The organism is Streptomyces sp. NPDC055287 (assembly GCF_053646035.1).
Map to the genome: position 1 here is coordinate 355,921 of NZ_JBSHNE010000001.1, position 22,966 is coordinate 378,886.

The 22,966-nt window shown below is 71.3% G+C and carries 17 protein-coding genes; 13 read left to right on the forward strand and 4 right to left on the reverse strand.

Going from position 1 to position 22,966, the window contains the following annotated elements; all coding sequences use genetic code 11:
• Positions 1-2 precede the first annotated feature (2 nt).
• From ACWIHY_RS01520 to ACWIHY_RS01540, 5 genes are all read left to right on the forward strand, one after another.
• Positions 3-2,387, forward strand: a complete 2,385-nt coding sequence (locus tag ACWIHY_RS01520; RefSeq protein ID WP_454373518.1) for a xanthine dehydrogenase family protein molybdopterin-binding subunit — start codon at positions 3-5, stop codon at positions 2,385-2,387.
• 248 nt (positions 2,388-2,635) lie between these two features.
• Positions 2,636-4,102 carry an NCS2 family permease gene (locus ACWIHY_RS01525; RefSeq protein ID WP_454373519.1) on the forward strand — a complete coding sequence of 489 codons (1,467 nt, stop codon included), beginning with the start codon at positions 2,636-2,638 and terminating at the stop codon, positions 4,100-4,102.
• 39 nt (positions 4,103-4,141) lie between these two features.
• Positions 4,142-5,293: an XdhC family protein gene (locus ACWIHY_RS01530; protein ID WP_454373520.1), complete on the forward strand. Its 1,152-nt coding sequence runs from the start codon at positions 4,142-4,144 to the stop codon at positions 5,291-5,293.
• A gap of 27 nt (positions 5,294-5,320) precedes the next feature.
• On the forward strand, positions 5,321-5,731 hold the full coding sequence (locus tag ACWIHY_RS01535; protein WP_454373521.1) for a ribosomal maturation YjgA family protein: 411 nt from the start codon (positions 5,321-5,323) through the stop codon (positions 5,729-5,731).
• A gap of 114 nt (positions 5,732-5,845) precedes the next feature.
• On the forward strand, positions 5,846-7,102 hold the full coding sequence (locus ACWIHY_RS01540) for a glycoside hydrolase family 6 protein (protein ID WP_454373522.1): 1,257 nt from the start codon (positions 5,846-5,848) through the stop codon (positions 7,100-7,102).
• Positions 7,103-7,116: 14 nt separating this feature from the next.
• Here the strand turns inward: ACWIHY_RS01540 and ACWIHY_RS01545 are convergent, their stop codons facing one another.
• Positions 7,117-8,298 carry an NAD(P)/FAD-dependent oxidoreductase gene (locus tag ACWIHY_RS01545; protein WP_454373523.1) on the reverse strand — a complete coding sequence of 394 codons (1,182 nt, stop codon included), beginning with the start codon at positions 8,296-8,298 and terminating at the stop codon, positions 7,117-7,119.
• Positions 8,295-8,633: a bifunctional 3-phenylpropionate/cinnamic acid dioxygenase ferredoxin subunit gene (locus ACWIHY_RS01550; protein WP_454373524.1), complete on the reverse strand. Its 339-nt coding sequence runs from the start codon at positions 8,631-8,633 to the stop codon at positions 8,295-8,297. The genes ACWIHY_RS01545 and ACWIHY_RS01550 overlap by 4 nt, the downstream gene beginning before the upstream one ends.
• A 182-nt stretch (positions 8,634-8,815) precedes the next feature.
• Here ACWIHY_RS01550 and ACWIHY_RS01555 point away from each other — a divergent pair, with 182 nt between their 5' ends.
• The 5 genes from ACWIHY_RS01555 to ACWIHY_RS01575 all read left to right on the forward strand — a co-directional run bounded on the left by ACWIHY_RS01555 (position 8,816) and on the right by ACWIHY_RS01575 (position 15,721).
• Entirely contained in the window at positions 8,816-9,619 is an 804-nt protein-coding gene (locus tag ACWIHY_RS01555; protein ID WP_454373850.1) for an IclR family transcriptional regulator, read from the forward strand.
• Between the two features lie 217 nt (positions 9,620-9,836).
• Complete coding sequence (locus ACWIHY_RS01560) at positions 9,837-10,922, forward strand: S-(hydroxymethyl)mycothiol dehydrogenase (protein WP_454373525.1); 1,086 nt, start codon at positions 9,837-9,839, stop codon at positions 10,920-10,922.
• Positions 10,922-13,372 carry a GcvT family protein gene (locus tag ACWIHY_RS01565; protein ID WP_454373526.1) on the forward strand — a complete coding sequence of 817 codons (2,451 nt, stop codon included), beginning with the start codon at positions 10,922-10,924 and terminating at the stop codon, positions 13,370-13,372. Before ACWIHY_RS01560 ends, ACWIHY_RS01565 begins: the two co-directional genes overlap by 1 nt.
• Positions 13,373-13,387: 15 nt before the next feature.
• Positions 13,388-14,551 (forward strand): N-methyl-L-tryptophan oxidase, encoded by a 1,164-nt coding sequence (gene solA, locus ACWIHY_RS01570; protein ID WP_454373527.1) that lies wholly within the window; start codon positions 13,388-13,390, stop codon positions 14,549-14,551.
• 21 nt (positions 14,552-14,572) lie between these two features.
• Positions 14,573-15,721: an aromatic ring-hydroxylating oxygenase subunit alpha gene (locus ACWIHY_RS01575; RefSeq protein WP_454373528.1), complete on the forward strand. Its 1,149-nt coding sequence runs from the start codon at positions 14,573-14,575 to the stop codon at positions 15,719-15,721.
• 383 nt (positions 15,722-16,104) lie between these two features.
• Here the strand turns inward: ACWIHY_RS01575 and ACWIHY_RS01580 are convergent, their stop codons facing one another.
• The gene (locus ACWIHY_RS01580) at positions 16,105-17,265 is read right to left on the reverse strand and encodes a magnesium and cobalt transport protein CorA (RefSeq protein WP_454373529.1); all 1,161 of its coding nucleotides are present in this window, start codon (positions 17,263-17,265) and stop codon (positions 16,105-16,107) included.
• Between the two features lie 142 nt (positions 17,266-17,407).
• On the opposite strand from ACWIHY_RS01580, the gene ACWIHY_RS01585 reads away from it, so the two are divergent.
• Entirely contained in the window at positions 17,408-18,556 is a 1,149-nt protein-coding gene (locus tag ACWIHY_RS01585) for a winged helix DNA-binding domain-containing protein (RefSeq protein WP_454373530.1), read from the forward strand.
• Positions 18,557-18,658: 102 nt separating this feature from the next.
• Here ACWIHY_RS01585 and ACWIHY_RS01590 read toward each other — a convergent pair whose 3' ends face one another.
• Positions 18,659-19,471, reverse strand: a complete 813-nt coding sequence (locus tag ACWIHY_RS01590) for a response regulator transcription factor (RefSeq protein WP_454373531.1) — start codon at positions 19,469-19,471, stop codon at positions 18,659-18,661.
• A gap of 128 nt (positions 19,472-19,599) precedes the next feature.
• Here ACWIHY_RS01590 and ACWIHY_RS01595 point away from each other — a divergent pair, with 128 nt between their 5' ends.
• Both ACWIHY_RS01595 and ACWIHY_RS01600 read left to right on the forward strand, forming a co-directional pair.
• A complete protein-coding gene (locus ACWIHY_RS01595; protein WP_454373532.1) occupies positions 19,600-21,288 on the forward strand; it encodes an AMP-binding protein in 1,689 nt (562 codons plus the stop codon).
• The gene (locus tag ACWIHY_RS01600; RefSeq protein ID WP_454373533.1) at positions 21,285-22,940 is read left to right on the forward strand and encodes an AMP-binding protein; all 1,656 of its coding nucleotides are present in this window, start codon (positions 21,285-21,287) and stop codon (positions 22,938-22,940) included. Before ACWIHY_RS01595 ends, ACWIHY_RS01600 begins: the two co-directional genes overlap by 4 nt.
• Positions 22,941-22,966: the final 26 nt, after the last annotated feature.

The window sequence follows — 22,966 nt, forward strand, 5'->3', positions numbered from 1 at the left end:
CCATGGGCGTCACAGGTACCCCCACCAGCATCAACCAGGGTTCGAAGACCAAGGGCGGCATCGGCGAGTCCACGCTCCGCCCCGACGGCACCCTGAAGGTCACCGGCGAGTTCGCGTACTCCTCGGACATGTGGCACGAGGACATGCTCTGGGGCTACACGCTCCGCTCCACCACCGCGCATGCCGAGATCCGGTCGATCGACACGTCCGAGGCGCTCGCCTTGCCCGGCGTCTACTCCGTGCTGACGTACGACGACCTGCCCACCGAGGTGAAGAACTACGGCCTGGAGATCCAGGACACCCCGGTGCTCGCCCACGGCAAGGTCCGCCACCACGGTGAGCCGGTGGCCATCGTCGCCGCCGACCACCCGGAGACGGCCCGCCGCGCCGCGGCCAAGATCAAGGTCGACTACGCCGAGCTCCCCGTCATCACCGACGAGGCATCGGCGACCGCGCCCGGCGCGCTGCTGATCCACGAGGGCCGCGACGACCACCACATCGGTCACGTCCCGCACCCGAACATCGTGCACCGCCAGCCGATCGTCCGCGGCAACGCCGACGAGGCCGCCGAGCGCGCCGACGTCATCGTCTCCGGCGAGTACGTCTTCGGCATGCAGGACCAGGCGTTCCTCGGCCCCGAGTCCGGCATGGCCGTACCCGGCGAGGACGGTGGCGTCGACCTGTACGTCGCCACCCAGTGGCTGCACTCGGACCTCCGCCAGATCGCCCCCGTCCTCGGCCTGCCCGAGGAGAAGATCCGCATGACGCTCTCCGGCGTCGGCGGTGCCTTCGGCGGCCGCGAGGACCTGTCGATGCAGATCCACGCCTGCCTGCTCGCCCTGCGCACCGGCAAGCCGGTCAAGATCGTCTACAACCGGTTCGAGTCCTTCTTCGGCCACGTGCACCGCCACCCGGCGAAGCTCTGGTACGAGCACGGCGCGACCAAGGACGGCAAGCTCACGCACATGAAGTGCCGGATCGTGCTGGACGGCGGCGCCTACGCGTCGGCCTCCCCGGCGGTCGTCGGCAACGCGTCGTCCCTCTCCGTCGGCCCGTACGTCATCGAAGACGTCGACATCGAGGCGCTGGCGCTCTACACGAACAACCCGCCCTGCGGCGCCATGCGCGGCTTCGGCGCGGTCCAGGCGTGCTTCGCCTACGAGGCGCAGATGGACAAGCTCGCGGCGAAGCTCGACATGGACCCCGTGGAGTTCCGCCGGCTCAACGCCATGGAGCAGGGCACGCTCCTGCCGACCGGCCAGCCGGTCGACTCCCCGGCGCCCGTCGCCGAGCTGCTGCGTCGCATCAAGGCCATGCCGATGCCGCCCGAGCAGCAGTGGCTGGCGGCCGGTGAGCAGGCCGACGTCCGCGCGCTGCCCGGCGGCCTGTCGAACACCACGCACGGCGAAGGCGTCGTACGCGGTGTCGGCTACGCGGTCGGCATCAAGAACGTCGGCTTCTCCGAGGGCTTCGACGACTACTCCACCGCCCGCGTGCGCATGGAGGTCATCAACGGCGAGCCGGTCGCGACCGTGCACACCGCGATGGCGGAAGTCGGCCAGGGCGGTGTCACCGTCCACGCGCAGATCGCCCGCACCGAGCTCGGCGTCACGCAGGTGACGATCAACCCGGCGGACACCCAGGTCGGCTCGGCGGGCTCCACGTCCGCGTCCCGCCAGACCTACGTCACGGGCGGCGCCGTCAAGAACACCTGCGAGAACGTCCGCGAGAAGGTCCTGGAGATCGGCCGCGCGAAGTTCGGCTCTTACCACCCCGCCTGGGCCACCGCCGAGCTGCTGCTCGAAGGCGGCAAGGTCGTCACCGACGGCGGTGAGGTACTGGCCGACCTGGTCGACGTACTCGAAGGCGAGTCGGTCGACCTGGAGCTCGAGTGGCGGCACCGCCCCACCGAGGCGTTCGACCTGCGTACGGGACAGGGCAACGGCCACGTCCAGTACTCCTTCGCCGCGCACCGCGCGGTCGTCGAGGTGGACACCGAGCTCGGCCTGGTGAAGGTCGTCGAGCTGGCCTGCGCGCAGGACGTCGGCAAGGCGCTCAACCCGCTGTCCGTGGTCGGCCAGATCCAGGGTGGTACCACCCAGGGCCTGGGCGTCGCGGTCATGGAGGAGATCATCGTCGACCCGAAGACCGCGAAGGTGCGCAACCCCTCCTTCACGGACTACCTGATCCCCACCATCCTCGATACGCCGACCATCCCCGTCGACGTACTCGAACTTGCCGATGAGCACGCGCCGTACGGTCTGCGTGGCATCGGCGAGGCCCCGACCCTGTCGTCCACCCCGGCCGTCCTCGCGGCGATCCGGAACGCGACGGGTCTGGAACTCAACAGGACGCCGGTGCGGCCCGAGCACCTCACCGGTACCTGAGTTCCCTCCAGCTCCCCGGGCGGTGCCGTGCCTCCAAGGAACGTCACACTTCCCCCGCCTGACACCGCCCGGGGTCTTCAAGTACCGCACCGCTCGCGGTCCTCGCAGTATCCGCAGTTTCCGCTCACAGCATCACAATTCAGTTCGTCTCGGGCCGTCCCCCGGGTCGTGCAGCCCTCGCAGCATCCCAAATCCCGCGTCTCCAATCTTCATGCGGGTGCCCCTTTGAACCTTGGGAGACAGGCACCATGACCCAGCAGTCCACAGAGCCGACGACCACGGCGGAGGACGCCGGCGCGGGAACGCGCCAGCCCGCCGGCCGGTCCTGGCTCGACCGGTACTTCCACATAACCGACAGAGGATCCACGGTCGCGACCGAGGTCCGGGGCGGCATCACCACCTTCATGGCGATGGCGTACATCCTGCTGCTGAACCCGCTGATCCTCGGCGGCAAGGATGTGGCCGGCAACGTCCTCAGCCAGCCCGCCCTCATCACCGCGACTGCTCTCGCCGCCGCCGCGACCACCCTGCTCATGGGCTTCTGGGGCAAGGTCCCGCTCGCCCTCGCGGCCGGTCTCAGCGTCTCCGGTGTGCTCGCGTCGCAGGTCATCCAGGTCATGACCTGGCCGCAGGCCATGGCCATGTGTGTGGCCTACGGTGCGGTGATCTGCCTCCTGGTGGTCACCGGCCTCCGTGAGCTGATCATGAACGCGATCCCGCTCGCCCTCAAGCACGGCATCACCATGGGCATCGGCCTCTTCATCGCGCTGATCGGCCTGGTCAAGGCCGGGTTCGTGCACGAGAACCCGTCCCCCGGCGGCGGCCCCGTGACCCTCGGCCCGGTCGGTGAACTGGCGGGCTGGCCCGTCCTGATCTTCGCCGTCACCCTGCTGCTGATCTTCGCCCTGCAGGCCCGCAACATCCCCGGCGCCATCCTCATCGGCATCGTCGCGGGCACCGTCATCGCGGCGGTCCTCAACGCGGTCGCCGACATCCCGGGCAAGGCATGGTTCTCCGGCGCGCCCGAGCTGGACGGCAGCGCCGTGTCCGCCCCGGACTTCTCGCTGATCGGCGAGGTGTCCTTCAGCGGCCTCGGTGACGTCGGCTACATCACCGTTACCATGATCGTCTTCACCCTGGTGCTGGCCGGCTTCTTCGACGCCATGGCCACCATCATCGGTGTCGGCAGCGAGGCCAAGCTCGCCGACGACAAGGGGCGCATGCCCGGCCTGTCCAAGGCGCTCTTCATCGACGGCGCGGGCGGTGTCATCGGCGGCGGCGTCGGCGGCTCCGGCCAGACCGTCTTCGTCGAGTCGGCCACCGGCGTCGGCGAGGGTGCCCGTACGGGTCTCGCCTCGGTGGTCACCGGCGCGTTCTTCGCGGCCTGTCTCTTCTTCACCCCGCTCACCGCGATCGTGCCGCAGGAAGTCGCTGCCGCGGCCCTGGTCGTCATCGGCGCGATGATGATGCAGAACGCCCGGCACGTCGACTGGGGCGACCGCGCCGTTGCCATCCCGGTGTTCCTCACCGTGGTCCTGATGCCGTTCACGTACACCATCACCACGGGTGTGGCCGCCGGTGTCATCTCCTACGTCGTCATCAAGGTGGCGCAGGGCAAGGCCCGCGAGGTGGGCGCCTTCATGTGGGGCCTGACCGCGATCTTCATCGTGTACTTCGCGATCCATCCCATCGAGTCCTGGCTGGGCGTCGGTTAATCCCGAAGCCCGCCCTCCGCACCCCGTAAGGAGACAGTCATGCTGGACATCGCCGAAGAACTCAACCGGTGGGTCGAGCAGGGACGCGACTTCGCCGTCGCCACGGTCGTGGCGACACACGGCAGCTCGCCCCGGCAGCCGGGAGCGGCCCTAGCGGTCGACTCCGAAGGCACGGCGATCGGGTCTGTCTCCGGCGGGTGTGTGGAGGGCGCGGTGTACGAACTGTGCCGGCAGGCCCTCGAGGACGGCGAAACGGTCCTGGAGAGCTTCGGCTACAGCGACGAGGACGCGTTCGCCGTGGGTCTGACCTGCGGCGGCGTGATCGACATCCTCGTCACCCCGGTACGCGCGCACACTCCCGGCGGGGAGGTGTTCGCGGCAGCGCTGGCCACCGCCGCGTGTGGGGATGCGGCGGCGGTCGCGCGGATCACCGACGGGCCGGCCGAAGTCATGGGCCGCGCTCTGCTCGTCCGCCCCGACGGTTCGTACGAGGGCGCCCTCGGCGGGCACCCCGAGCTGGACCGTACGGCGGCGGGCGAGGCCCGCGCCATGCTCGACGCGGGCCGGACCGGAACGGTCCTGATCGGCGAGGACGGCTCGCGCTGCGGCCGTCCGCTGACGCTCCTCGTCGAGTCGAGCGTCCCCGCCCCGCGCATGATCGTCTTCGGTGCCATCGACTTCGCCTCCGCGCTGGTGCGCGTCGGCAAATTCCTGAACTACCACGTGACCGTGTGCGACGCCCGGCCCGTCTTCGCCACCGCCGCGCGCTTCCCCGAGGCCGACGAGATCGTCGTCGAGTGGCCGCACCGCTACCTGGAGTCCACCGGGACCGACGGCCGTACGGTGCTCTGCGTCCTCACCCACGACGCCAAGTTCGACGTACCCCTGCTGGAGCGGGCACTGCGCCTTCCGGTCGCGTACGTCGGTGCGATGGGCTCCCGCCGCACCCACGAGGACCGCAACAGGCGGCTGCGCGACGTGGGAGTCACCGAACTCGAACTCGCCCGCCTGCGCAGCCCCATCGGCCTCGACCTCGGCGCGCGCACGCCCGAGGAGACCGCGCTGTCCATCGCCGCGGAGATCGTCGCGGCCCGGCGCGGCGGCAGCGGCGTGTCCCTCACCGGCGCGCACATTCCGATCCACCACGAGGGCCCGCAGGCACCGGCCGGCCGGATAGGTTCCGTCGCCTGACCGTGGTACGGACGTACAGTGTCGGGCGTGAGCGACCCCCTGCGCCGGGCCCGGGCCCGCACCCGCCTGCTCGCGGCCGTGGCCGCGGGCTTCGTGCTGTGTGCGGGGCTCGCCGTGCGGGGTGTCGCGGACGGCGAGGCCGCCAAGTACGCGGGTGACGCGCTCTACACCATCCTGCTGTGCACGCTCGTCGTCCTCCTCTCACCCGCGACGGGCCCGCGGGTGGCCGGCGGTATCGGGCTCGCTCTGAGCTGGGCCGTCGAATGCGCCCAGCTCACCGGCGTGCCCGCCGAGCTGGCCGAACGCAGTGTCCTCGCCCGGCTCGTGCTCGGCTCGACCTTCAACGCCCCCGATTTGCTCTGGTACGCCGTGGGTGCGGGCCTCTTCCTCCTCATACGCACCGTGGTGCCCCGGCCGGACGGCCTGCGCCACGCGTAGTGACGCGGCAGCCGCCGGCCACGCCTTGGACCACGACCCACGAGGCCGGGCGAAGCGGCTGTGGCAGCTCTCTCACAGCCCGCCGTCGCCGCCCCGCGACCCAGGAGTGAACCCGTGCGCAGCAGAAGACCGATCGTCGTCACCTCTCTGGCCCTCACCGTGACCACCGGCCTGGCGTCGGCGTGGCTCCTGGGCGCCCTGCCCACCGCCACGGCGACCGAAGACCCCGTCGACGCCGTCGGCCTCTACGTCCCCGAGGCCAACCCGGAGGCGTACCGCCAGGCCGACGAGCTGGCGCGGGAGAAGCAGCCGCGGGAGGCCGCCGGTCTGCGGGCCATGGCCCGTACGCCGCACGCCGTCTGGCTGGCCGGCCGTACGCCGGACGAGGTGAGAACCGAGACGCGCGATGTCGTCCGCGACGCGGCCCGCCGCAGGGCGACGCCCACGCTGGTGCTCTACAACGTCCCCGGCCGCGACTGCTCCCTGTACTCGGCGGGCGGTCTGCGCGACACCACCGAGTACCGGGCCTGGGTCGGCGCCGTGGCGAAGGGCGTCGGCGACAGCCCGGCGCTCGTGGTCCTCGAACCCGACGCGCTGGCGCTGGTGCCGTCCGACTGCCCCGGCGGCGGCGCCAAGGACGCGAAGGACGCGAAGGACGCGAAGGACGCGAAGGACGCCAAGGACGCCGAAGCCGCCAGGGCCACCGCGACCGCCGCACGCTACGCCCAGCTCTCCGACGCGGTCACGACCCTCGCCGCGCTGCCCCGCACGAAGGTGTACGTCGACGCGGGGCACCCCGCCTGGCACACCGTGGACAGCATCGTGCCCCGGCTGATCAAGGGCGGGGTCGAACGCGCCGCTGGCTTCTCCGTGAACGTGTCCAACTACAGCACCGACGATGCCAACGCCTGGTACGGCAAGCTCGTCTCGTCCTGCCTCGCCTTCGTCGACAAGGGCGGGAAGGCGGCTGCCTGCCCCACCCAGAAGTGGCAGCGCGGCGACGCCCAGCGCTGGCTCGACCGTCATGTGCCCCTGGCCGCCGGCCGGATGAAGCACTTCGTCACCGATACCAGCCGCAACGGCCAGGGCCCCTGGACCCCGCCCGTCGGCAAGTACCGCGACGCCCAGGACTGGTGCAACCCGCCGGCCCGCGGCCTCGGCGCCCGCCCCACCACCCGCACCGGGGACCCGCTCAACGACGCCAACCTGTGGATCAAGACCCCGGGGGAGTCCGACGGCGAGTGCCTGCGCGGCACGGCCGGGCCCGAGGACCCCGAGCGCGGCGCGGTCGACCCGAAGGCGGGCGTGTGGTTCCCCGAGCAGGCGGTGGAGCTGGTCCGGCTCGCGACCCCGGAGATCATGCCGCACTGACCGGGCGCGAACGCTCAGCGCGAACGGCTTCCCGGCGTTGTCGGTACGCCCGAGGCGAGCTCCCTCCGCAGGCGCATGAAGGAACGCGGGCGGTTGAGGGCGAGTGCGGCGGCCGGGGTGCCGTCGGGGCGTTCGTAGACCGCGAGGAAGCTGCGTTCCTCCGGTGAACCGTCGGTGATCCGTACCGTGCAGTCCGGCAGCCGCCGGCCGGCGAACTGGATGCGGACGCCGTACTGGTCGGACCAGAAGTAGGGCAGCGCGCGGGCCGACTCCACCGTGCGGCCCGCGAGCAGGTTGCGTACGGCCACGGCGGGCTGCTCGGTGGCGCTGGTCCAGTGTTCGGCGCGGGTGCCGCCCACCCGCGCCACATCGCCCACCGCGACCACCTGCGGCAGGGTGGTGACACCGCCGTCGTCGCACAGCACACCGTCGTCGACGGCGAGCGCCGAGCCTTCCAGCCAACGGGTGCCGGGTACGGCGCCGATGCCGACGACGACCACATCGGCGGGCAGGAGGCGGCCGTCGGCCAGCTGTACGCCGGTCACCGTGCCGGCGCCGCGCAGGGCTGCCACCCCCGTACCGGTGATGAGACGGGCCCCCCGGTCGGCGTGCAGCGACGCGCAGACGGTGGCCATGGTCTCGCCCAGTTGGGGCAGGAGCGGCAGTGGCGCGGCCTCCACGACGCTCACGTGGTGGCCCAGCGCGATACAGGAGGAGGCGACTTCGGAGCCGATGAACCCTCCGCCGACGACCACGACGCGTACCGGCTGCGGCCCCGTCAGTGCGGCGCGCAGCGCCCGCGCGTCGTCGAGGGTCCGCAGGGTGTGTACGCCGCCCACCCCGGCGGCGCCGGGCAGCCGGCGCGGCGCGGCGCCGGTGGCGACGACCACGCCGTCGGCGGCGACCGTACGGCCGCCGTCCAGCAGCAGTGTGCGGCCCCCGGCATCGAGCCCCCGGGCGCGTACGCCGAGCAGCCACTCGGCGTCCAGTTCCGCCTCCTCCTCGGGGTCGGACAGGGCGAGTCGGTCCTCGTCCATGGCGCCCGTGAGGAACTCCTTGGAGAGCGGGGGCCGGTCGTACGGCCGGTGGATCTCATCGCCGATGATCACCAGCCTGCCGTCGTACCCCTGGGCGCGCAGCGCCCGCGCGGCGTACAGTCCGGCCAGCGAGGCTCCCACGACGGCCACGGTCCTCACGCGGCGCTGCCTTCCCTGGCCGCCTCGGCGTCGGCCGCCAGCTGGACGTGGACGAAGCCGCTGTCGTCGACCGAGACCCGGTGGGTGCGGACCGGGCGGCGGGCGGGCAGGCAGCTCGGTCGGCCGGTGCGCAGGTCGAACATCGCGGCGTGCAGCGGGCATTCGACGAAGCAGCCCTCCAGCCAGCCCTCGGAGAGGGAGGCGTCCTGGTGGGAGCAGGTGTCGTCGATCGCGTAGAGCGCGCCCCCGGTGCGGAACACGGCGATCGGCGGCTCGGTGGAGAGACGTACGGACTTGCCCTCGGGCAGGTCGTCGAGGTGGCAGACAGGAATCACCACAGCCCCCTGAGTTCGCTCTTCGGTAACATGATGTTCCAGATGGCGCATCGAGGCGCGTGATGCGCAACAGATGCGGAACACAATCCGGATCGGGAGCCGCTGCGTCAAGGGCCCCATGGAAGTCGGCCGTGAATCGGCCGTCAGGTGGTGAGAGCGGACAGATGGCGAGCACAAGGAAGATGACGGGGGAGCCGGGGGAGCCGGACGAGGCGAAGAGGGCCAAGGGAGGCGCGAGTTCCGTTCAGTCGGTGGACCGCGCGGTGAGTGTGCTGGAGATCCTGGCGCGGCTCGGTGAGGCGGGGGTCACCGAGATCGCCGACGAGCTGGACGTGCACAAGTCGACCGCGTTCCGGCTGCTCGGGGTGCTGGAGAACCGTGGTCTCGTGGGGCAGGCGAAGGACCGGGGGAAGTACTACCTGGGCGCCGGAGTGCTCAGACTCGCCGGTGCCGCGGCGGGACGGCTGGACATCTCGCAGGAGAGCGCGCCCGTCGTGCGTCAACTCGCCGACGAGGCGGGGGAGACCGTCAACATCGCCGTCCTCGACGACGACGCTGCGGTCAATGTCATGCAGGCGCGCGGCGCGGCGTCCGTCACGGCGCAGAACTGGCTCGGGCGCCGTACGCCGCTGCACGCCACGTCCAGCGGAAAAGTGCTGCTCGCCGGACTCCCGACGGCGATGCAGGAGGTCTTCCTGGCCCGCAGGCTGCCGAGATTCACGGAGCACACCGTGACCTCGGCGGCCGAACTCCGGGCGCAGCTGGCGGAGATCTCGTCGGAGGGGTACGCCGTCGTGGCCGAGGAGATGGAGGTCGGACTGAGCGCGGTGGCGGCGCCCGTGCGGGCGCACGACGGCCAGGTGATCGGCGCGGTGAGCGTGTCGGGGCCGGTGTACCGCATGAGCGAGGCGCGGCTGGAGGAACTGGCGAAGCTGGCGGTCGACGCGGCCGGGGAGCTCTCGTACCGCATGGGGTACCGGACCTGACGTCACTCCACCTCGGGTCCCCCGCTGAGCACCGGACGGGCTGAATACCGCCTCTTCGAGGCGGTATTCAGCCCGTCCGGCGTGTGCGGACCAGCCCGCGGGACGGCGGGCTGGCCCGTGGTCGCTCCGCCCCCTTGACGGCCCGGGGATCGCGTTCCCAGTATGTCTCTCATCGCGCAACCAGTCGTGCAATGCGCAACAAGAGAGGGGTCGGATCGTGCCTCATGAGGTCCGTGCGGTCGTCGCCACCAAGAGGGGCGCACCCGTCGAGATACAGACGATCACCGTCCCCGACCCCGGCCCGGGAGAGGTCCTGGTCGGCGTCCAGGCATGCGGGGTCTGCCACACCGATCTGCACTACAGGGAGGGCGCGATCAACGACGACTTCCCGTTCCTGCTCGGCCACGAGGCCGCCGGCATCGTCGAAGCCGTCGGCGAGGGCGTGGCGGACCTGACCCCCGGCGACTACGTCGTCATCGCCTGGCGCGCCCCCTGCGGCGACTGCCGCTCCTGCCGCCGGGGCCGCCCCTGGTACTGCTTCGACAGCCGCAACGCGGCCCGGCCGATGACGCTGCTCGACGGCACACCCCTCACCCCGGCCCTGGGCATCGGCGCCTTCGCCGAGAAGACGCTCGTCGCCGCCGGCCAGGCCGTGAAGGTCAGCCCCGCCGCCCGCCCCGAAGCCGCCGGTCTCATCGGCTGCGGCGTCATGGCCGGGTACGGAGCCGCCGTGAACACCGGCGGCGTCGGCCGCGGCGACACCGTCGCCGTCATCGGCTGCGGCGGGGTCGGCAACGCCGCCGTCGCAGGAGCCGCGCTCGCCGGCGCCCGCCGCGTCATCGCCGTCGACATCGACGACGCCAAACTCGACGGCGCGACCCGCTTCGGCGCCACCCACACCGTCAACTCCCGCGGCACGGACGCCGTCGAGGCGGTGCGCGAACTCACCGGGGGCTTCGGCGTCGACGTCGCGATCGACGCCGTGGGCCTCCCCGAGACGTACCGCCAGGCCTTCTACATGCGCGACCACGCCGGGGTGCTCGTCCAGGTCGGCGTGCCCGACCCCGGGATGCGGCTGGAGATCCCGCTCATCGACCTGTTCTCGCGCGGCGGCGCACTCAAGTCGTCCTGGTACGGCGACTGTCTGCCCAGCAGGGACTTCCCGATCCTCATCGACCAGTACCTCAGCCGCAAGCTCGACCTCGGCGCGTTCGTCAGCGAGACGATCGGCCTCGACGACGTCGAGGAGGCCTTCGCCAAGATGCGGCGCGGCGAAGTGCTCCGCTCGGTGGTGGTGCTCTGATGGCGCCGGCCGGAGCCGTTCCGCGGGTGGTCGTCGTCGGCGCCGGAATCGTCGGCTGCTCGCTCGCCGACGAACTCACCGCCCGGGGGTGGACCGACGTAACCGTCCTCGAACAGGGCCCGCTGCCCGCCCCCGGAGGCTCCACCTCGCACGCGCCGGGGCTCGTCTTCCGCACCAACCCGTCCAAGTGCCTCACAGAAATGGCAAGTTACACGGTGGAGAAGTTCACCGGGCTGCGGGCGCGGGACGGGCGGGCCTGCTTCGAGGCCGTCGGCGGCCTCGAAGTCGCCACCACCCCCGCCCGCCTCGCCGACCTCCACCGCAGGGCCGGACTCGCCGCCTCCTGGGGTGTCGAGGGCGAGGTCGTCGGCCCCGACGAGTGCCTCAAGCTGTGGCCCTTCCTCGATCCGGACCTCGTACTCGGCGGCTTCCACACCCCGGGCGACGGCCTCGCCCGGGCCCTGCCCGCCTCCCACGCACAGCGGGAAGCGGCCACCGCGCGCGGCGCCCGCTTCCTCGGCGGTACGACCGTCACCGGCATCGAGCAGCGCGGCGGCCGCGTCACCGGCGTCGTCACCGACCGGGGCACCTTCCCCGCCGACCATGTCGTGTCGGCGGCCGGCTTCTGGGGCCCGGTGATCGGACGCCTGGCCGGTGTGGACGTCCCGCTGCTGCCGCTCGCCCACCAGTACGCACGGACGACCCCGCTCGACGAGCTGGCCGGCGCCGTCCGGGAAGCCACCCGGCCGATCCTGCGCCACCAGGACCGCGACCTGTACTTCCGCGAGCACGCCGACCGCATCGGCATCGGTTCGTACGCCCACCGCCCGCTGCCCGTCGACCCGTTCACCGTCCCGCGCTACGACGACGCCCCCGTCATGCCGTCCTCGTACCCCTTCACCGAGCACGACTTCGCCCCCAGCTGGGAGGACGCCAAGGCGCTGCTCCCCGCCCTCGCCGCCACCCGTGTCGACGAAGGGTTCAACGGCGTCTTCTCCTTCACCCCCGACGGCATGCCGGTCCTCGGCGAGACCCGCGAACTGCGCGGCTTCTGGCTCGCGGAAGCCGTCTGGGTCACCCACTCCGCCGGTGTCGCCAAGGCGCTCGCCGAGTGGATGACCGGCGGCAGGCCCTCGATCGACCTGCACGAATGCGAGCTGACCCGCTTCGAGACGGCGCAGCGCTCACCGGCGTACGTGGAGGAGCGGGCGGCGCGGCAGTTCGTCGAGGTGTACGACATCATCCATCCGCTCCAGCCTCCGGAGCAGCCCCGCCCCCTGCGCGTCAGCCCCTTCTACGCCCGCCAGCTCCAGCTCGGCGCCCACTTCCTGGAGGGCGGCGGCTGGGAACGCCCGCACTGGTTCGAGGCAAACGCCCCCCTCGCCGCCTCCCTGACCCTCCCCGCGCGCGACGAATGGTCCGCAACCCACTGGTCGCCGGTCGCCGCCGCGGAGGCGAAGGCGACCCGCGAGAAGGTGGCCCTGTACGACATGACGCCGCTGCGGCGCCTCGAAGTCACCGGTCCCGGCGCCCTCGGATACCTCCAGCGGACGACCACCAACAACCTGGCCAAGAAGCCCGGTGCGGTCACCTACACGCTGCTCCTCGACGAAGCCGCCGGCATCCTCTCCGACCTCACCGTCGCCCGCCTCGCCGAACACCACTTCCAGATCGGCGCGAACTCGCCCGCCGATCTCGACCTGCTGCTCCGGGGCGCCCCCGACGACGTACAGATCCGCGACATCACGGCGGGCACGTGCTGCATCGGAGTCTGGGGCCCGCTCGCCCGGGACCTCGTCCAGCCGCTGAGCCCGGGCGACCTCTCCCATCAGGGCCTCGGCTACTTCAAGGCCCGCCGGACCCACATCGGCCACGTCCCCGTCACCGCCATGCGGCTGAGTTACGTCGGCGAGCTCGGCTGGGAGCTCTACACCACCGCCGACCTGGGCCTCAGGCTCTGGGACACCCTCTGGGAGGCCGGACAGCGGTACGGCGTCGTCGCGGCGGGCCGCTCGGCGTTCAACAGCCTGCGCCTGGAGAAGGGCTATCGGGCCTGGGGCCACGACATGACCGCCGAACACACCCCGTACGAGGCGGGCCTCGGCTTCGCCGTCCGCATGAACAAGGGCGACTTCACCGGCCGTTCGGCTCTCGAAGCGCTCACGGCACTCGGTGAGCCGGCCCGCAGGCTCACCGCCCTCACCCTCGACGACCCCGGTGCCGTAGTGCTCGGCAAGGAACCCGTGTTCGCCGACGGGACCGGTCGCCCCGCCGGCTACGTCACCAGCGCCGGCTACGGCTACACCCTGGGCCGCTGCATCGCCTACGCCTGGCTGCCGGCCCTCGCCCCCGGCACACCCGTCCACATCGCCTACTTCGGCGGGAAGACGGCCGCGACCGTCGCCGAAGAGCCGCTCTTCGATCCGCAGATGACCCACATCCTGAAGTGAGCGAGGTCCCGCGAGATGCCACCCACCTTTGACGTGATCGTCGTCGGCCTCGGCGGCATGGGCAGCGCCGCCGCCCACCATCTCGCCGCGCGCGGCGCCCGCGTGCTGGGACTCGAGAAGTTCGGCCCGGTCCACAACAAGGGGTCCAGCCACGGCGGTTCGCGCATCATCCGGCAGTCGTACTTCGAGGACCCGGCGTACGTACCGCTCCTGCTGCGCTCGTACGAGCTCTACGAGCAGCTCGAGCGCGAAACCGGCCGCGACGTCGCCACCCTCTGCGGCGGCGTCATGGTCGGCCGCCCCGAATCCCGCACCGTCGCGGGCTCGCTGCTCTCCGCCCGGCAGTGGGACCTGCCCCACGAGATGCTCGACGCGGCCGAGATCCGCCGGCGCTTCCCCACCCTCACCCCCCGCGACGACGAGGTGGCGCTCCACGAGGAGCGGGCCGGCCTCGTCCGGCCCGAGAACACCGTCGCCGCGCACGTCCAGCTCGCCACCCAGGGTGGCGCCGACCTGCACTTCGAGGAGCCGATGATCCGCTGGGAGGCACTCGAAGGCGGCCGGGGCGTGCGGGTGCACACCGCGGAGGACTCGTACACGGCCGGGCACCTCGTCGTCTGCCCCGGCGCGTGGGCGCCGCGGCTGCTCACCGACATCGGGGTGCCGTTCACCATCGAGCGGCAGGTCATGTACTGGTTCCAGCCCACCGGCGGCGTCCAGCCCTTCCTCCCCGAGAACCACCCCATCTACATCTGGGAGGACGCGGAGGGGGAGCAGGTCTACGGCTTCCCCTCGATCGACGGCCCGTCGCTCGGCGCGAAGGTGGCGTTCTTCCGCAAGGGCACGGTCTGCACGCCGGAGACGATCGAGCGGACCGTGCACGGCCACGAGGTGGCCGCCATGGCGAGCCGCGTCTCCCGCCACATCCCCGATCTGCCCGGGACCTTCCTCAAGGCCGCCACCTGCATGTACTCCAACACCCCCGACGAGCACTTCGTGATCGCCCGGCACCCGGCGCACACCGATTCCGTCACCGTCGCCTGCGGATTCTCCGGGCACGGCTTCAAGTTCGTGCCCGTGGTCGGCGAGATCGTCGCCGACCTGGCGCTCACCGGCGAGACCGAGCACCCCATCGAGCTCTTCCACCCCGGGCGGCTCACCGCCGCGCCCATCGCCTGAGCCGAGAGGCAGCCCGCTTCCATGACCACCACCACGGCCGCCAGCCTGCTGGCCACCCTGCCCGGGCACTTCTACACCGCCCCCGAGATCTTCCGCGGCGAGCAGGAGGCGATCTTCGAGTCGCTCTGGTACTGCGCCGTACGCAGCGCCGATCTCGACCGTCCCGGCGCCTTCCGTACGGTCCAGGCGGGCCGGGAGAGCGTACTCGTCACACGCACACGCACCGGCGAGCTGCGCGCCTTCCTCAACGTCTGCCGCCATCGCGGCGCCCGGCTGTGCACCGAGAGCGCGGGGCAGGTCCGGCGCAACCTCCAATGCCCTTACCACGCCTGGACCTACGCACTGGACGGCACACTGGTCGCCGCCCCGAACCTCCAGAAGATGCCCGACATCGACCGTACGGAATACGGCCTGGTGAAGGTCGCGCTGCGGGAATGGCTCGGCTACGCGTGGATCTGCCTCGCCGACGAGCCGCCGTCCTTCGAGGACACCGTGATCGGCGCCGTCGTGGAGCGGCTCGGCGACACCGTGACGATCGAGCGGTACGAGACAGAAGGCCTGACCCTGGGGCGGCGCGTCCGTTACGACGTCGCCGCCAACTGGAAACTGATCGTCGAGAACTTCATGGAGTGCTACCACTGCGCGACGATCCACCCCGAACTGACCCACGTACTGCCGGAGTTCGCGGACGGCCTGGCGGCTCAGTACTACGTCGGGCACGGCGCGGAGTTCAGCGAGGAGACGCAGGGCTTCACCGTCGACGGCAGCGCGGGCTTCGGCCGGCTGCCGGGCATCACCGACGAGCAGGACCGCCGCTACTTCGCGGTCACCATCAGGCCGCAGGTCTTCGTGAACCTGGTGCCCGACCACGTGATCGTCCACCGGATGTTCCCGTTGGCCGTCGACCGCACGGTGGTGGAGTGCGACTGGCTGTACGCCCCCGGGGTGGTGGCATCGGGAGCGGACCTGGACAAGTCCGTCGAGCTGTTCCACCGCGTGAACGTCCAGGATTTCGATGCCTGCGAGCGGACCCAGCCGGCGATGGCGTCGCGGGCGTACCGCAAGGGCGGGGTCCTGGTCCCGGCGGAACACCACATCGGGGCCTTTCACGGCTGGGTGACCGAAATGCTGGGGGAGGGGGCAGCAGGGTCCCAGCAACGAAATCCGTAGGTCTAGTCCTATCAACGACTACCTGGCCCACGGGCTGATCATCCCGGTCCTGTCGTATTCGGCGGGGCGGGCACAACGTGGAGACATGGGCAGTAATGAGCGTGAGACCGAACGCAGGCCCGGCATGTGTGTCCGGTCTGCAAGCAACCCGTCACGTCCGAAATAGAACGGCACAAATCCCTCGGTGTCTTCGTACCCGTCTGGCACCCGGGCCCCTGCCGGAACCCGGACTGCTCGGCGTACGAACCGGAAGCGGACGCAGACGCGGAACACCAAAAGTCCGAACCCCGCTCGTGACGGCGGCGGGGGGACAACTCGTGCCCGAGTGAGCCGGCCTCGTCAGCCGGGGCCGGGCAATGGTCCGGACCCGTCATCAGCCGGGCCTAGAGCCAGTCGCGCCGCTTGAAGATGATGTACAGGCTGACGCAGACGATTCCCATCAGGCCGACCGCGAAGGGGTAGCCGAAGGTCCAGCCGAGTTCCGGCATGTCGTCGAAGTTCATGCCGTAGATCGTGCCGACGAGCGTCGGCGCGAAGAGGATCGCCGCCCAGGCCGAGATCTTCTTGATCTCCTCGTTCTGCTCGAAGCCCGCCTCCGCGAGAGCCCGCATCTCCGCGTTCTGCTGCTGCGTGACCAGCGTCGAGTTGACCGTGAGGATGTCGGCCAGTGCCTGGCGGAAGCCGTCGACGCGTTCGCTGGTGTGCGTGACGTGGTCGGCCACGTCGCGCAGGTAACGCTGGAGTTCCTCGTCCGTGCGGTACTTCGCGAAGCCCGCCATCAGACTGTGCAGCATGGCGACCAGGGGCCGGGTGGCGCGCTGGAACTCGACCATCTCGCGGGACAGCTCGTAGATGCGGCGCGAGACCTCGGGATCGCCGCTGAAGACCTCGGTCTCGATCTCGTCGATGTCGTTCTGTACGCCCCCGACGACCGGGGCGTACCCGTCGACCACGGCGTCGAGGATCGCGTACAGCACCGCCTCCGGCCCCAGCGCCAGCAGCTCGGGGCTGTCCTCCATGCGCCGGCGTACGACGGAGAGATCGGGTGCGGCGCCGTGGCGGACCGTGATGACAAAGTCCCGGCCGACGAAGACATGCAGCTCACCGAAGTCGACCTCCTCCGGGGCGTCGAGGTAGCGCGCCGCGCGCAGCACGACGAAGAGCGTCTCGCCGTAACGCTCCAGCTTCGGCCGCTGATGCGCCTCCAGTGCGTCCTCGACGGCGAGCGGGTGCAGGTCGAACTCGGCTGCCAGGGAGTGGATTTCGTCCTCGGAGGGACGGTGCAGGCCGATCCAGGCCATGCCGGACGGGTACTCGCGCAGCTGGCGGAACGTCTCGGCGAGCGAGTCCGGGGTGGAGACGCGGCGGCCGCCGCGGTAGAGCGCGGCGTGCACCACACTGGCGCCGTTGAGCGGTACACCGTCGGGGGAGGCCGCCGGGTCGTCGCCGCCCGACGGCGGTCCGGCGGGAGGGCCCACCGGTGGCGGTGACTGTTTCCGCCGCTTCATGGGAGGCAGTGCGGGGCGGACGCGTCGCTCTGTCATGGCGGATCGCACCTCCCGCGTCGGCCGGGCGCGCGAGAACGGGCGCGCCGTCGGGCACCGGCAGGATATACGGCCCACATGTCATCGGCATCGTTCCGCCCCGCGGACCGGACCTGTCCGCAAGGGTGGGTAGCGTGCGGGCATGGCCTCGCAGAAGACGAACCCGGGACCGGCGCCGACCGTACTGAGCACGCGCGCCCTCAACCGCGCCACCCTGGCGCGCCAGCTCCTCCTCCGGCGCACCGCCATGTCCGCGAAGGACGCCGTCGCGCACCTCGTCGGCCTCCAGGCGCAGAACACCAAGCCGCCGTACTACCAGCTCGCCGCCCGCCTCGACGGCTTCGACCCCGCGGAACTCTCGGGGCTGATGGCCTCCCGCGAGGTGGGGCGCCTCGTCACCCTGCGCTCCACCATCCACACGCACACCGCCGACGACTGCCTCACGCTGCGGCCGCTCGTCCAGGCGGCGCGCGACCGCGAGCTGAAGATGTTCCGCGAGGGGCTGTCGGGCGTGGACCTGGAGCGGCTGGCGGCGATGACGCGCGACTTCGTCGAGGAGCGGCCCCGGACACTGAAGGAGATCCGCGAGCTGCTGCTGAAGGAGTGGCCCGACGCGGAGCCGCTCGCCGTCGGCGTCGCGGCGCGCTGCCTGCTGCCGCTGGTGCAGGTCACGCCGCGCGGGCTGTGGCGGAAGAGCGGTCAGGTGGCGTTGACCACCGCCGAGCAGTGGTTCGGGCGGGAGTCCGGGCCGGTCCCGGCGCCCGACGCGACCGTACTGCGCTACCTCGCGGCGTTCGGCCCCGCGTCGGTCAAGGACACGCAGACCTGGTGCGGGCTGACGCGGCTGCGGGACGCCTTCGAACGGCTGCGGCCCCGGCTCATCACCTTCAGGGACCCGTACGGCGTGGAGCTCTTCGACCTCCCGGACGCGCCCCGGCCCGACGAGGACACCCCGGCGCCGCCGCGCTTCCTGCCGGAGTTCGACAACCTGCTGCTGTCCCACGCGGACCGTACGCGGGTGGTGCCGGCGGAGTACAAGGGACGCATCTGGAGGGGCAACCAGGGCCACTCCACCTTCCTGGTCGACGGCTTCGTGGCGGGGATCTGGCGGCTGGAGGAGACAAAGGACGGCGCGTCGGCCGCACTGACGGTCGCGCCCCTCGGCCCGCTCACGCGGGCGCAGCGGGCGGCGCTGGAGGAGGAGGGCGAGTACGTACTCGCGACCATGACATCGGCCGGTACGCGCGACGTACGGTTCGGCGACCTCCCGGCGCGGGGCGGGGCCGGGTGAGCCGGCCGCGGGTGCCCGCACGTGCGCCGGGTGGTCCGCGCGCGTGCCGGGCTTCCGGTCGGCGTCGCCGGCCCCCGCCCGGGAGGCCCGGCCGCGCCGGTCTCACGGCAGCAGACCCGCGCGGCGGGCCGCCACCACCGCCTCCAGGCGGGTGTGCGCGCCCAGCTTCCGCATCGCGGAGCGCAGGTAGCCCTTCACCGTCTCGGGGCGCAGGCCCAGCCGGTTCCCCGCCACCGCGTTCGTCGAGCCCGCCGCCACGCACGCCAGTACGTCCGTCTCGCGCGGCGTCAGCGCCACCTGGTGCGCCCGCCGCGGTGCCGGGCCCCCCGCGGCCGCGGCCGCGAGCCGGCCGCAGACAGAGAGCAGTTCCTCGCGCAACGCCGGGTCCACGACGCGGGGCGCCAGCGCGCGCAGTTCGCGGTGCGCACCCCTGACGAGCTCCCACGCCCCGGGGCCCGCCACCGGTTCGCTCGCCGCCGCCAGCAGCCGCCGCACCTCGTCCCGTACGACCAGGGACTGCTCCACTTCGCGCGCGGCGTCCATCGCCGCGTTCAGCGCGCGGTCGCCGAGCGGTCGCGCCTCGCGCAGGGCCGCGTACAGCACGCCGCGCACTTTCCGGCGGACGACCACGGGCACGGCAAGCACCGCGCGCAGGCCCTCGGATGCGACCGCCACGTCGTACTCGTGGCTGATGTGCCGCGACGCGTGGTAGTCCGTGACCGCGCACGGGCGCGACAGCGCCATGGACTTCCCGCCGAGCCCATTGCCCGGTGCGATGACGAGTCCGTGCAGCGCGCGCGTCGCCGCACCGCTCAGCTCGGCGATACGCAGCCGACGGCCTTCGGCGGGCAGCAGACCGCCGAAGGCGACGGGCAGTCCGGAGGCCCGGCACATCCGAGACAGTGCCGCTTGCATCTCTACCGCCTCGGCGACATCCCCCACGAGAGTTTCCCTTCACCCCCGTACGGGGGTAGTGAGACCAGGTCACTGATTACACGATGGCAGGGAGCGGTCCGGCAATGGTCCGGCAACGAGGAGGACGCATGGTGGCACGAGGCGACGCGACGGAGCAGTTCCGGGCGGCCCGGGACTTTCTGCTCCAGCACCGGGAGGACTACGAGGCGGCGTACGACGGCTTCGTCTGGCCGCGTCCCGAGCGGTTCAACTGGGCGCTCGACTGGTTCGACCGGATCGCCGAGGGCAACGGCAGGACCGCCCTGCACATCGTCGAGGAGGACGGCCGACGCACCGAGATCTCCTTCGAGGAGCTGTCGGCACGTTCCGGGCAGGTCGCCAACTGGCTGCGCGCGCAGGGCGTCGGGGCGGGTGACCGTGTCCTGGTCATGCTCGGCAACCAGGCCGAGCTGTGGGAGACCGCCCTCGCGGCGATGAAGCTGCGGGCCGTGGTCATTCCGGCCACGCCGCTGCTCGGGGCCGCCGATCTGCGGGACCGGATCGAGCGGGGCAGGGCACGGCATGTGATTGTGCGGGACGAGGACGCGGCGAAGTTCGACTACGTGCCGGGGGTCTACGGCCGGATCGTCGTGGGAGGCGGTGCGGGCGGCCGCGCAGGCTGGCTGTCGTACTCCGATGCCTACAACAGTGCGCAGGGCTTCGAGCCCGACGGGGTGACGCGCGCCGACGATCCCCTGATGCTCTACTTCACCTCCGGTACCACGGCCCGGCCCAAGCTCGTCGAGCACACGCACGCCTCTTACCCCATCGGGCATCTGACGACGATGTACTGGATCGGGCTCAAGCCCGGCGACGTCCATCTCAACATCTCCTCGCCGGGCTGGGCCAAGCACGCCTGGTCGAACCTCTTCGCCCCGTGGAACGCCGAGGCGACCGTCTTCATTCACAACTACTCACGCTTCGACCCGGCCACGCTGATGGCCGAGATGGACCGCGCCGGCGTCACCAGCTTCTGCGCCCCGCCGACCGTCTGGCGCATGCTGATCCAGGCGGACCTCGGCCGACTGCGCACGCCGCCGCGCGAGGCCCTCGCGGCGGGGGAGCCGCTCAATCCCGAGGTCATCGAGACGGTGCGGCGCGAGTGGGGCGTGACGATCAGGGACGGCTTCGGACAGACGGAGACGTCCGTCCAGGTCGCCAACACCCCGGGGCAGCGGCTCCTGGCCGGTTCGATGGGGCGGCCCAGCCCCGGCTTCGTCGTCGAACTGCTGGACCCGGTGACGGGGAAGCCGGGCATGAGCGAGGGCGAGATCTGCCTCGATCTCGCCGCGGCGCCGGTCGGGCTGATGACCGGTTATCACGGTGATCCCGAGCGCACGGCGGAGGCCATGGCGGGCGGCTACTACCGCACCGGAGACATCGGGGCGCGGGACGCGGACGGATACATCACCTATATCGGGCGATCCGATGACGTTTTCAAGGCCTCGGACTACAAGATCTCGCCCTTCGAGCTGGAGAGCGCACTGCTCGAGCACGAGGCGGTGGCCGAGGCGGCGGTCGTGCCCGCGCCCGACCCGGTGCGGCTGGCCGTGCCGAAGGCCTACGTCGTGCTCGCCGAGGGATGGGAGCCGGGGCCCGACACTGCCAGGGTGCTCTTCGCCCACTCGCGGTCGGTGCTCGCTGCGTATCAGCGGATCCGGCGGATCGAGTTCGCAGACCTGCCCAAGACGGTGTCCGGCAAGATCCGTCGGATCGAGCTGCGCGAGCGCACGGCGAGGGGCTCGGAGGCGGAGTACGACGAGGGGGACTTGGGATGAGCGCCAACACGCACACGCAGACGAACGCGCACACGACCACGCACACGCGCAAAAGTTCGTACACGCACGGGACCGGCAACACGCCGCTTCTCGGTGACACCATCGGCCAGAACCTCGACCGGGCGATCGCGGCGTACCCGGAGCGGGAGGCGCTCGTCGACGTGGCGGCGGGGACCCGCTTGACGTACGCCGAATTCGGCGCCGCCGTCGACCAGTTGGCGCGTGGGCTGCTCGGGACGGGCGTCGGCAAGGGCGACCGGGTCGGAATCTGGGCGGTGAACTGCGCCGAGTGGGTGCTCGTGCAGTACGCCACCGCCCGGATCGGCGCGGTCATGGTGAACATCAACCCGGCGTACCGGGCGCACGAGCTGGCGTACGTACTCGACCAGGCCGGGGTCTCGGTCCTCTTCGCCTCGCAGTCCCACAAGACGAGCGACTACCGCGCCCTGGTCGGCCAGGTGTGGCCCGACTGCCCCGGGCTGCGGGCGGTCCACTACATCGGGGACGCTTCGTGGGACGTGTTGCCGGCCGCGGCGAGCCGGGTCACCGACGCCCAACTGGCCGCTCACGAAGCACAGTTGTCCTGCGACGACCCGGTGAACATCCAGTACACCTCGGGTACGACCGGCTTCCCGAAGGGCGCCACCCTCTCCCACCACAACATCCTCAACAACGGCTACTTCGTCGGGGAGACGGTCGGCTACACCGAGCAGGACCGGGTCTGCCTGCCCGTCCCGTTCTACCACTGCTTCGGCATGGTGATGGGCAACCTCGCGGCCACCTCCCACGGCGCCTGCATCGTCGTCCCGGCCCCGTCGTTCGACCCGGCCGCGACACTGCGAGCCGTCCAGGAGGAGCGGTGCACCTCGCTCTACGGCGTCCCGACGATGTTCATCGCGGAGCTGGGCCTCGCGGACTTCTCCTCGTACGACCTGTCCTCGCTGCGCACCGGAATCATGGCCGGCTCGCCATGCCCGGTGGAGGTCATGAAGCGGGTCGTCGCGGAGATGCACATGGCGGAGGTGTCCATCTGTTACGGCATGACGGAGACCTCCCCGGTCTCCACCCAGACCCGCCGCGACGACGACCTGGAGCGCCGTACGGGCACGGTCGGCCGGGTCCTGCCGCATGTCGAGATCAAGATCGTCGACCCGGTGACGGGCGTGACGCTGCCGCGCGGTGAGGCGGGTGAGCTGTGTACCCGCGGCTACAGCGTGATGCTCGGCTACTGGAACGAACCGGCGAAGACGGCGGAGGTCGTCGACGCGGGCCGCTGGATGCACACGGGCGACCTGGCGGTGATCCGCGAGGACGGTTACGCGCAGATCGTCGGCCGCATCAAGGACATGATCATCAGGGGCGGCGAGAACGTCTATCCGCGCGAGATCGAGGAGTTCCTCTACGGCTACCCCAAGATCTCCGACGTCCAGGTGGTGGGCCTCCCCGACGAACGCTACGGCGAGGAGATCCTGGCCTGCGTGGTCCCCCGCGACCAGGACGACCCGCCGACCCTGGACGAGCTCACGTCGTACTGCCGCGACCAGCTGGCCCACTACAAGATCCCGCGCCGCCTGGAGATCATGGAGGCGTTCCCCATGACGGTCAGCGGGAAGGTCAGGAAGATCGAACTGCGGGAGCGCTTCCAGGGCTAGGCCGGGTCACGGGCGGTCGGCGCCTA

Excerpts from the sequence above, each read along its gene's own strand:
- ACWIHY_RS01580 (WP_454373529.1), bottom strand. The coding sequence starts at position 17,265 with ATGACAGAGCGACGCGTCCGCCCCGCACTGCCTCCCATGAAGCGGCGG.
- ACWIHY_RS01525 (WP_454373519.1), top strand. The coding sequence starts at position 2,636 with ATGACCCAGCAGTCCACAGAGCCGACGACCACGGCGGAGGACGCCGGC.
- ACWIHY_RS01555 (WP_454373850.1), top strand. The coding sequence starts at position 8,816 with ATGACGGGGGAGCCGGGGGAGCCGGACGAGGCGAAGAGGGCCAAGGGA.
- ACWIHY_RS01520 (WP_454373518.1), top strand. The coding sequence starts at position 3 with ATGGGCGTCACAGGTACCCCCACCAGCATCAACCAGGGTTCGAAGACC.
- ACWIHY_RS01530 (WP_454373520.1), top strand. The coding sequence starts at position 4,142 with ATGCTGGACATCGCCGAAGAACTCAACCGGTGGGTCGAGCAGGGACGC.
- solA (WP_454373527.1), top strand. The coding sequence starts at position 13,388 with ATGCCACCCACCTTTGACGTGATCGTCGTCGGCCTCGGCGGCATGGGC.
- ACWIHY_RS01600 (WP_454373533.1), top strand. The coding sequence starts at position 21,285 with ATGAGCGCCAACACGCACACGCAGACGAACGCGCACACGACCACGCAC.
- ACWIHY_RS01585 (WP_454373530.1), top strand. The coding sequence starts at position 17,408 with ATGGCCTCGCAGAAGACGAACCCGGGACCGGCGCCGACCGTACTGAGC.
- ACWIHY_RS01565 (WP_454373526.1), top strand. The coding sequence starts at position 10,922 with ATGGCGCCGGCCGGAGCCGTTCCGCGGGTGGTCGTCGTCGGCGCCGGA.
- ACWIHY_RS01590 (WP_454373531.1), bottom strand. The coding sequence starts at position 19,471 with ATGCAAGCGGCACTGTCTCGGATGTGCCGGGCCTCCGGACTGCCCGTC.
- ACWIHY_RS01575 (WP_454373528.1), top strand. The coding sequence starts at position 14,573 with ATGACCACCACCACGGCCGCCAGCCTGCTGGCCACCCTGCCCGGGCAC.
- ACWIHY_RS01595 (WP_454373532.1), top strand. The coding sequence starts at position 19,600 with ATGGTGGCACGAGGCGACGCGACGGAGCAGTTCCGGGCGGCCCGGGAC.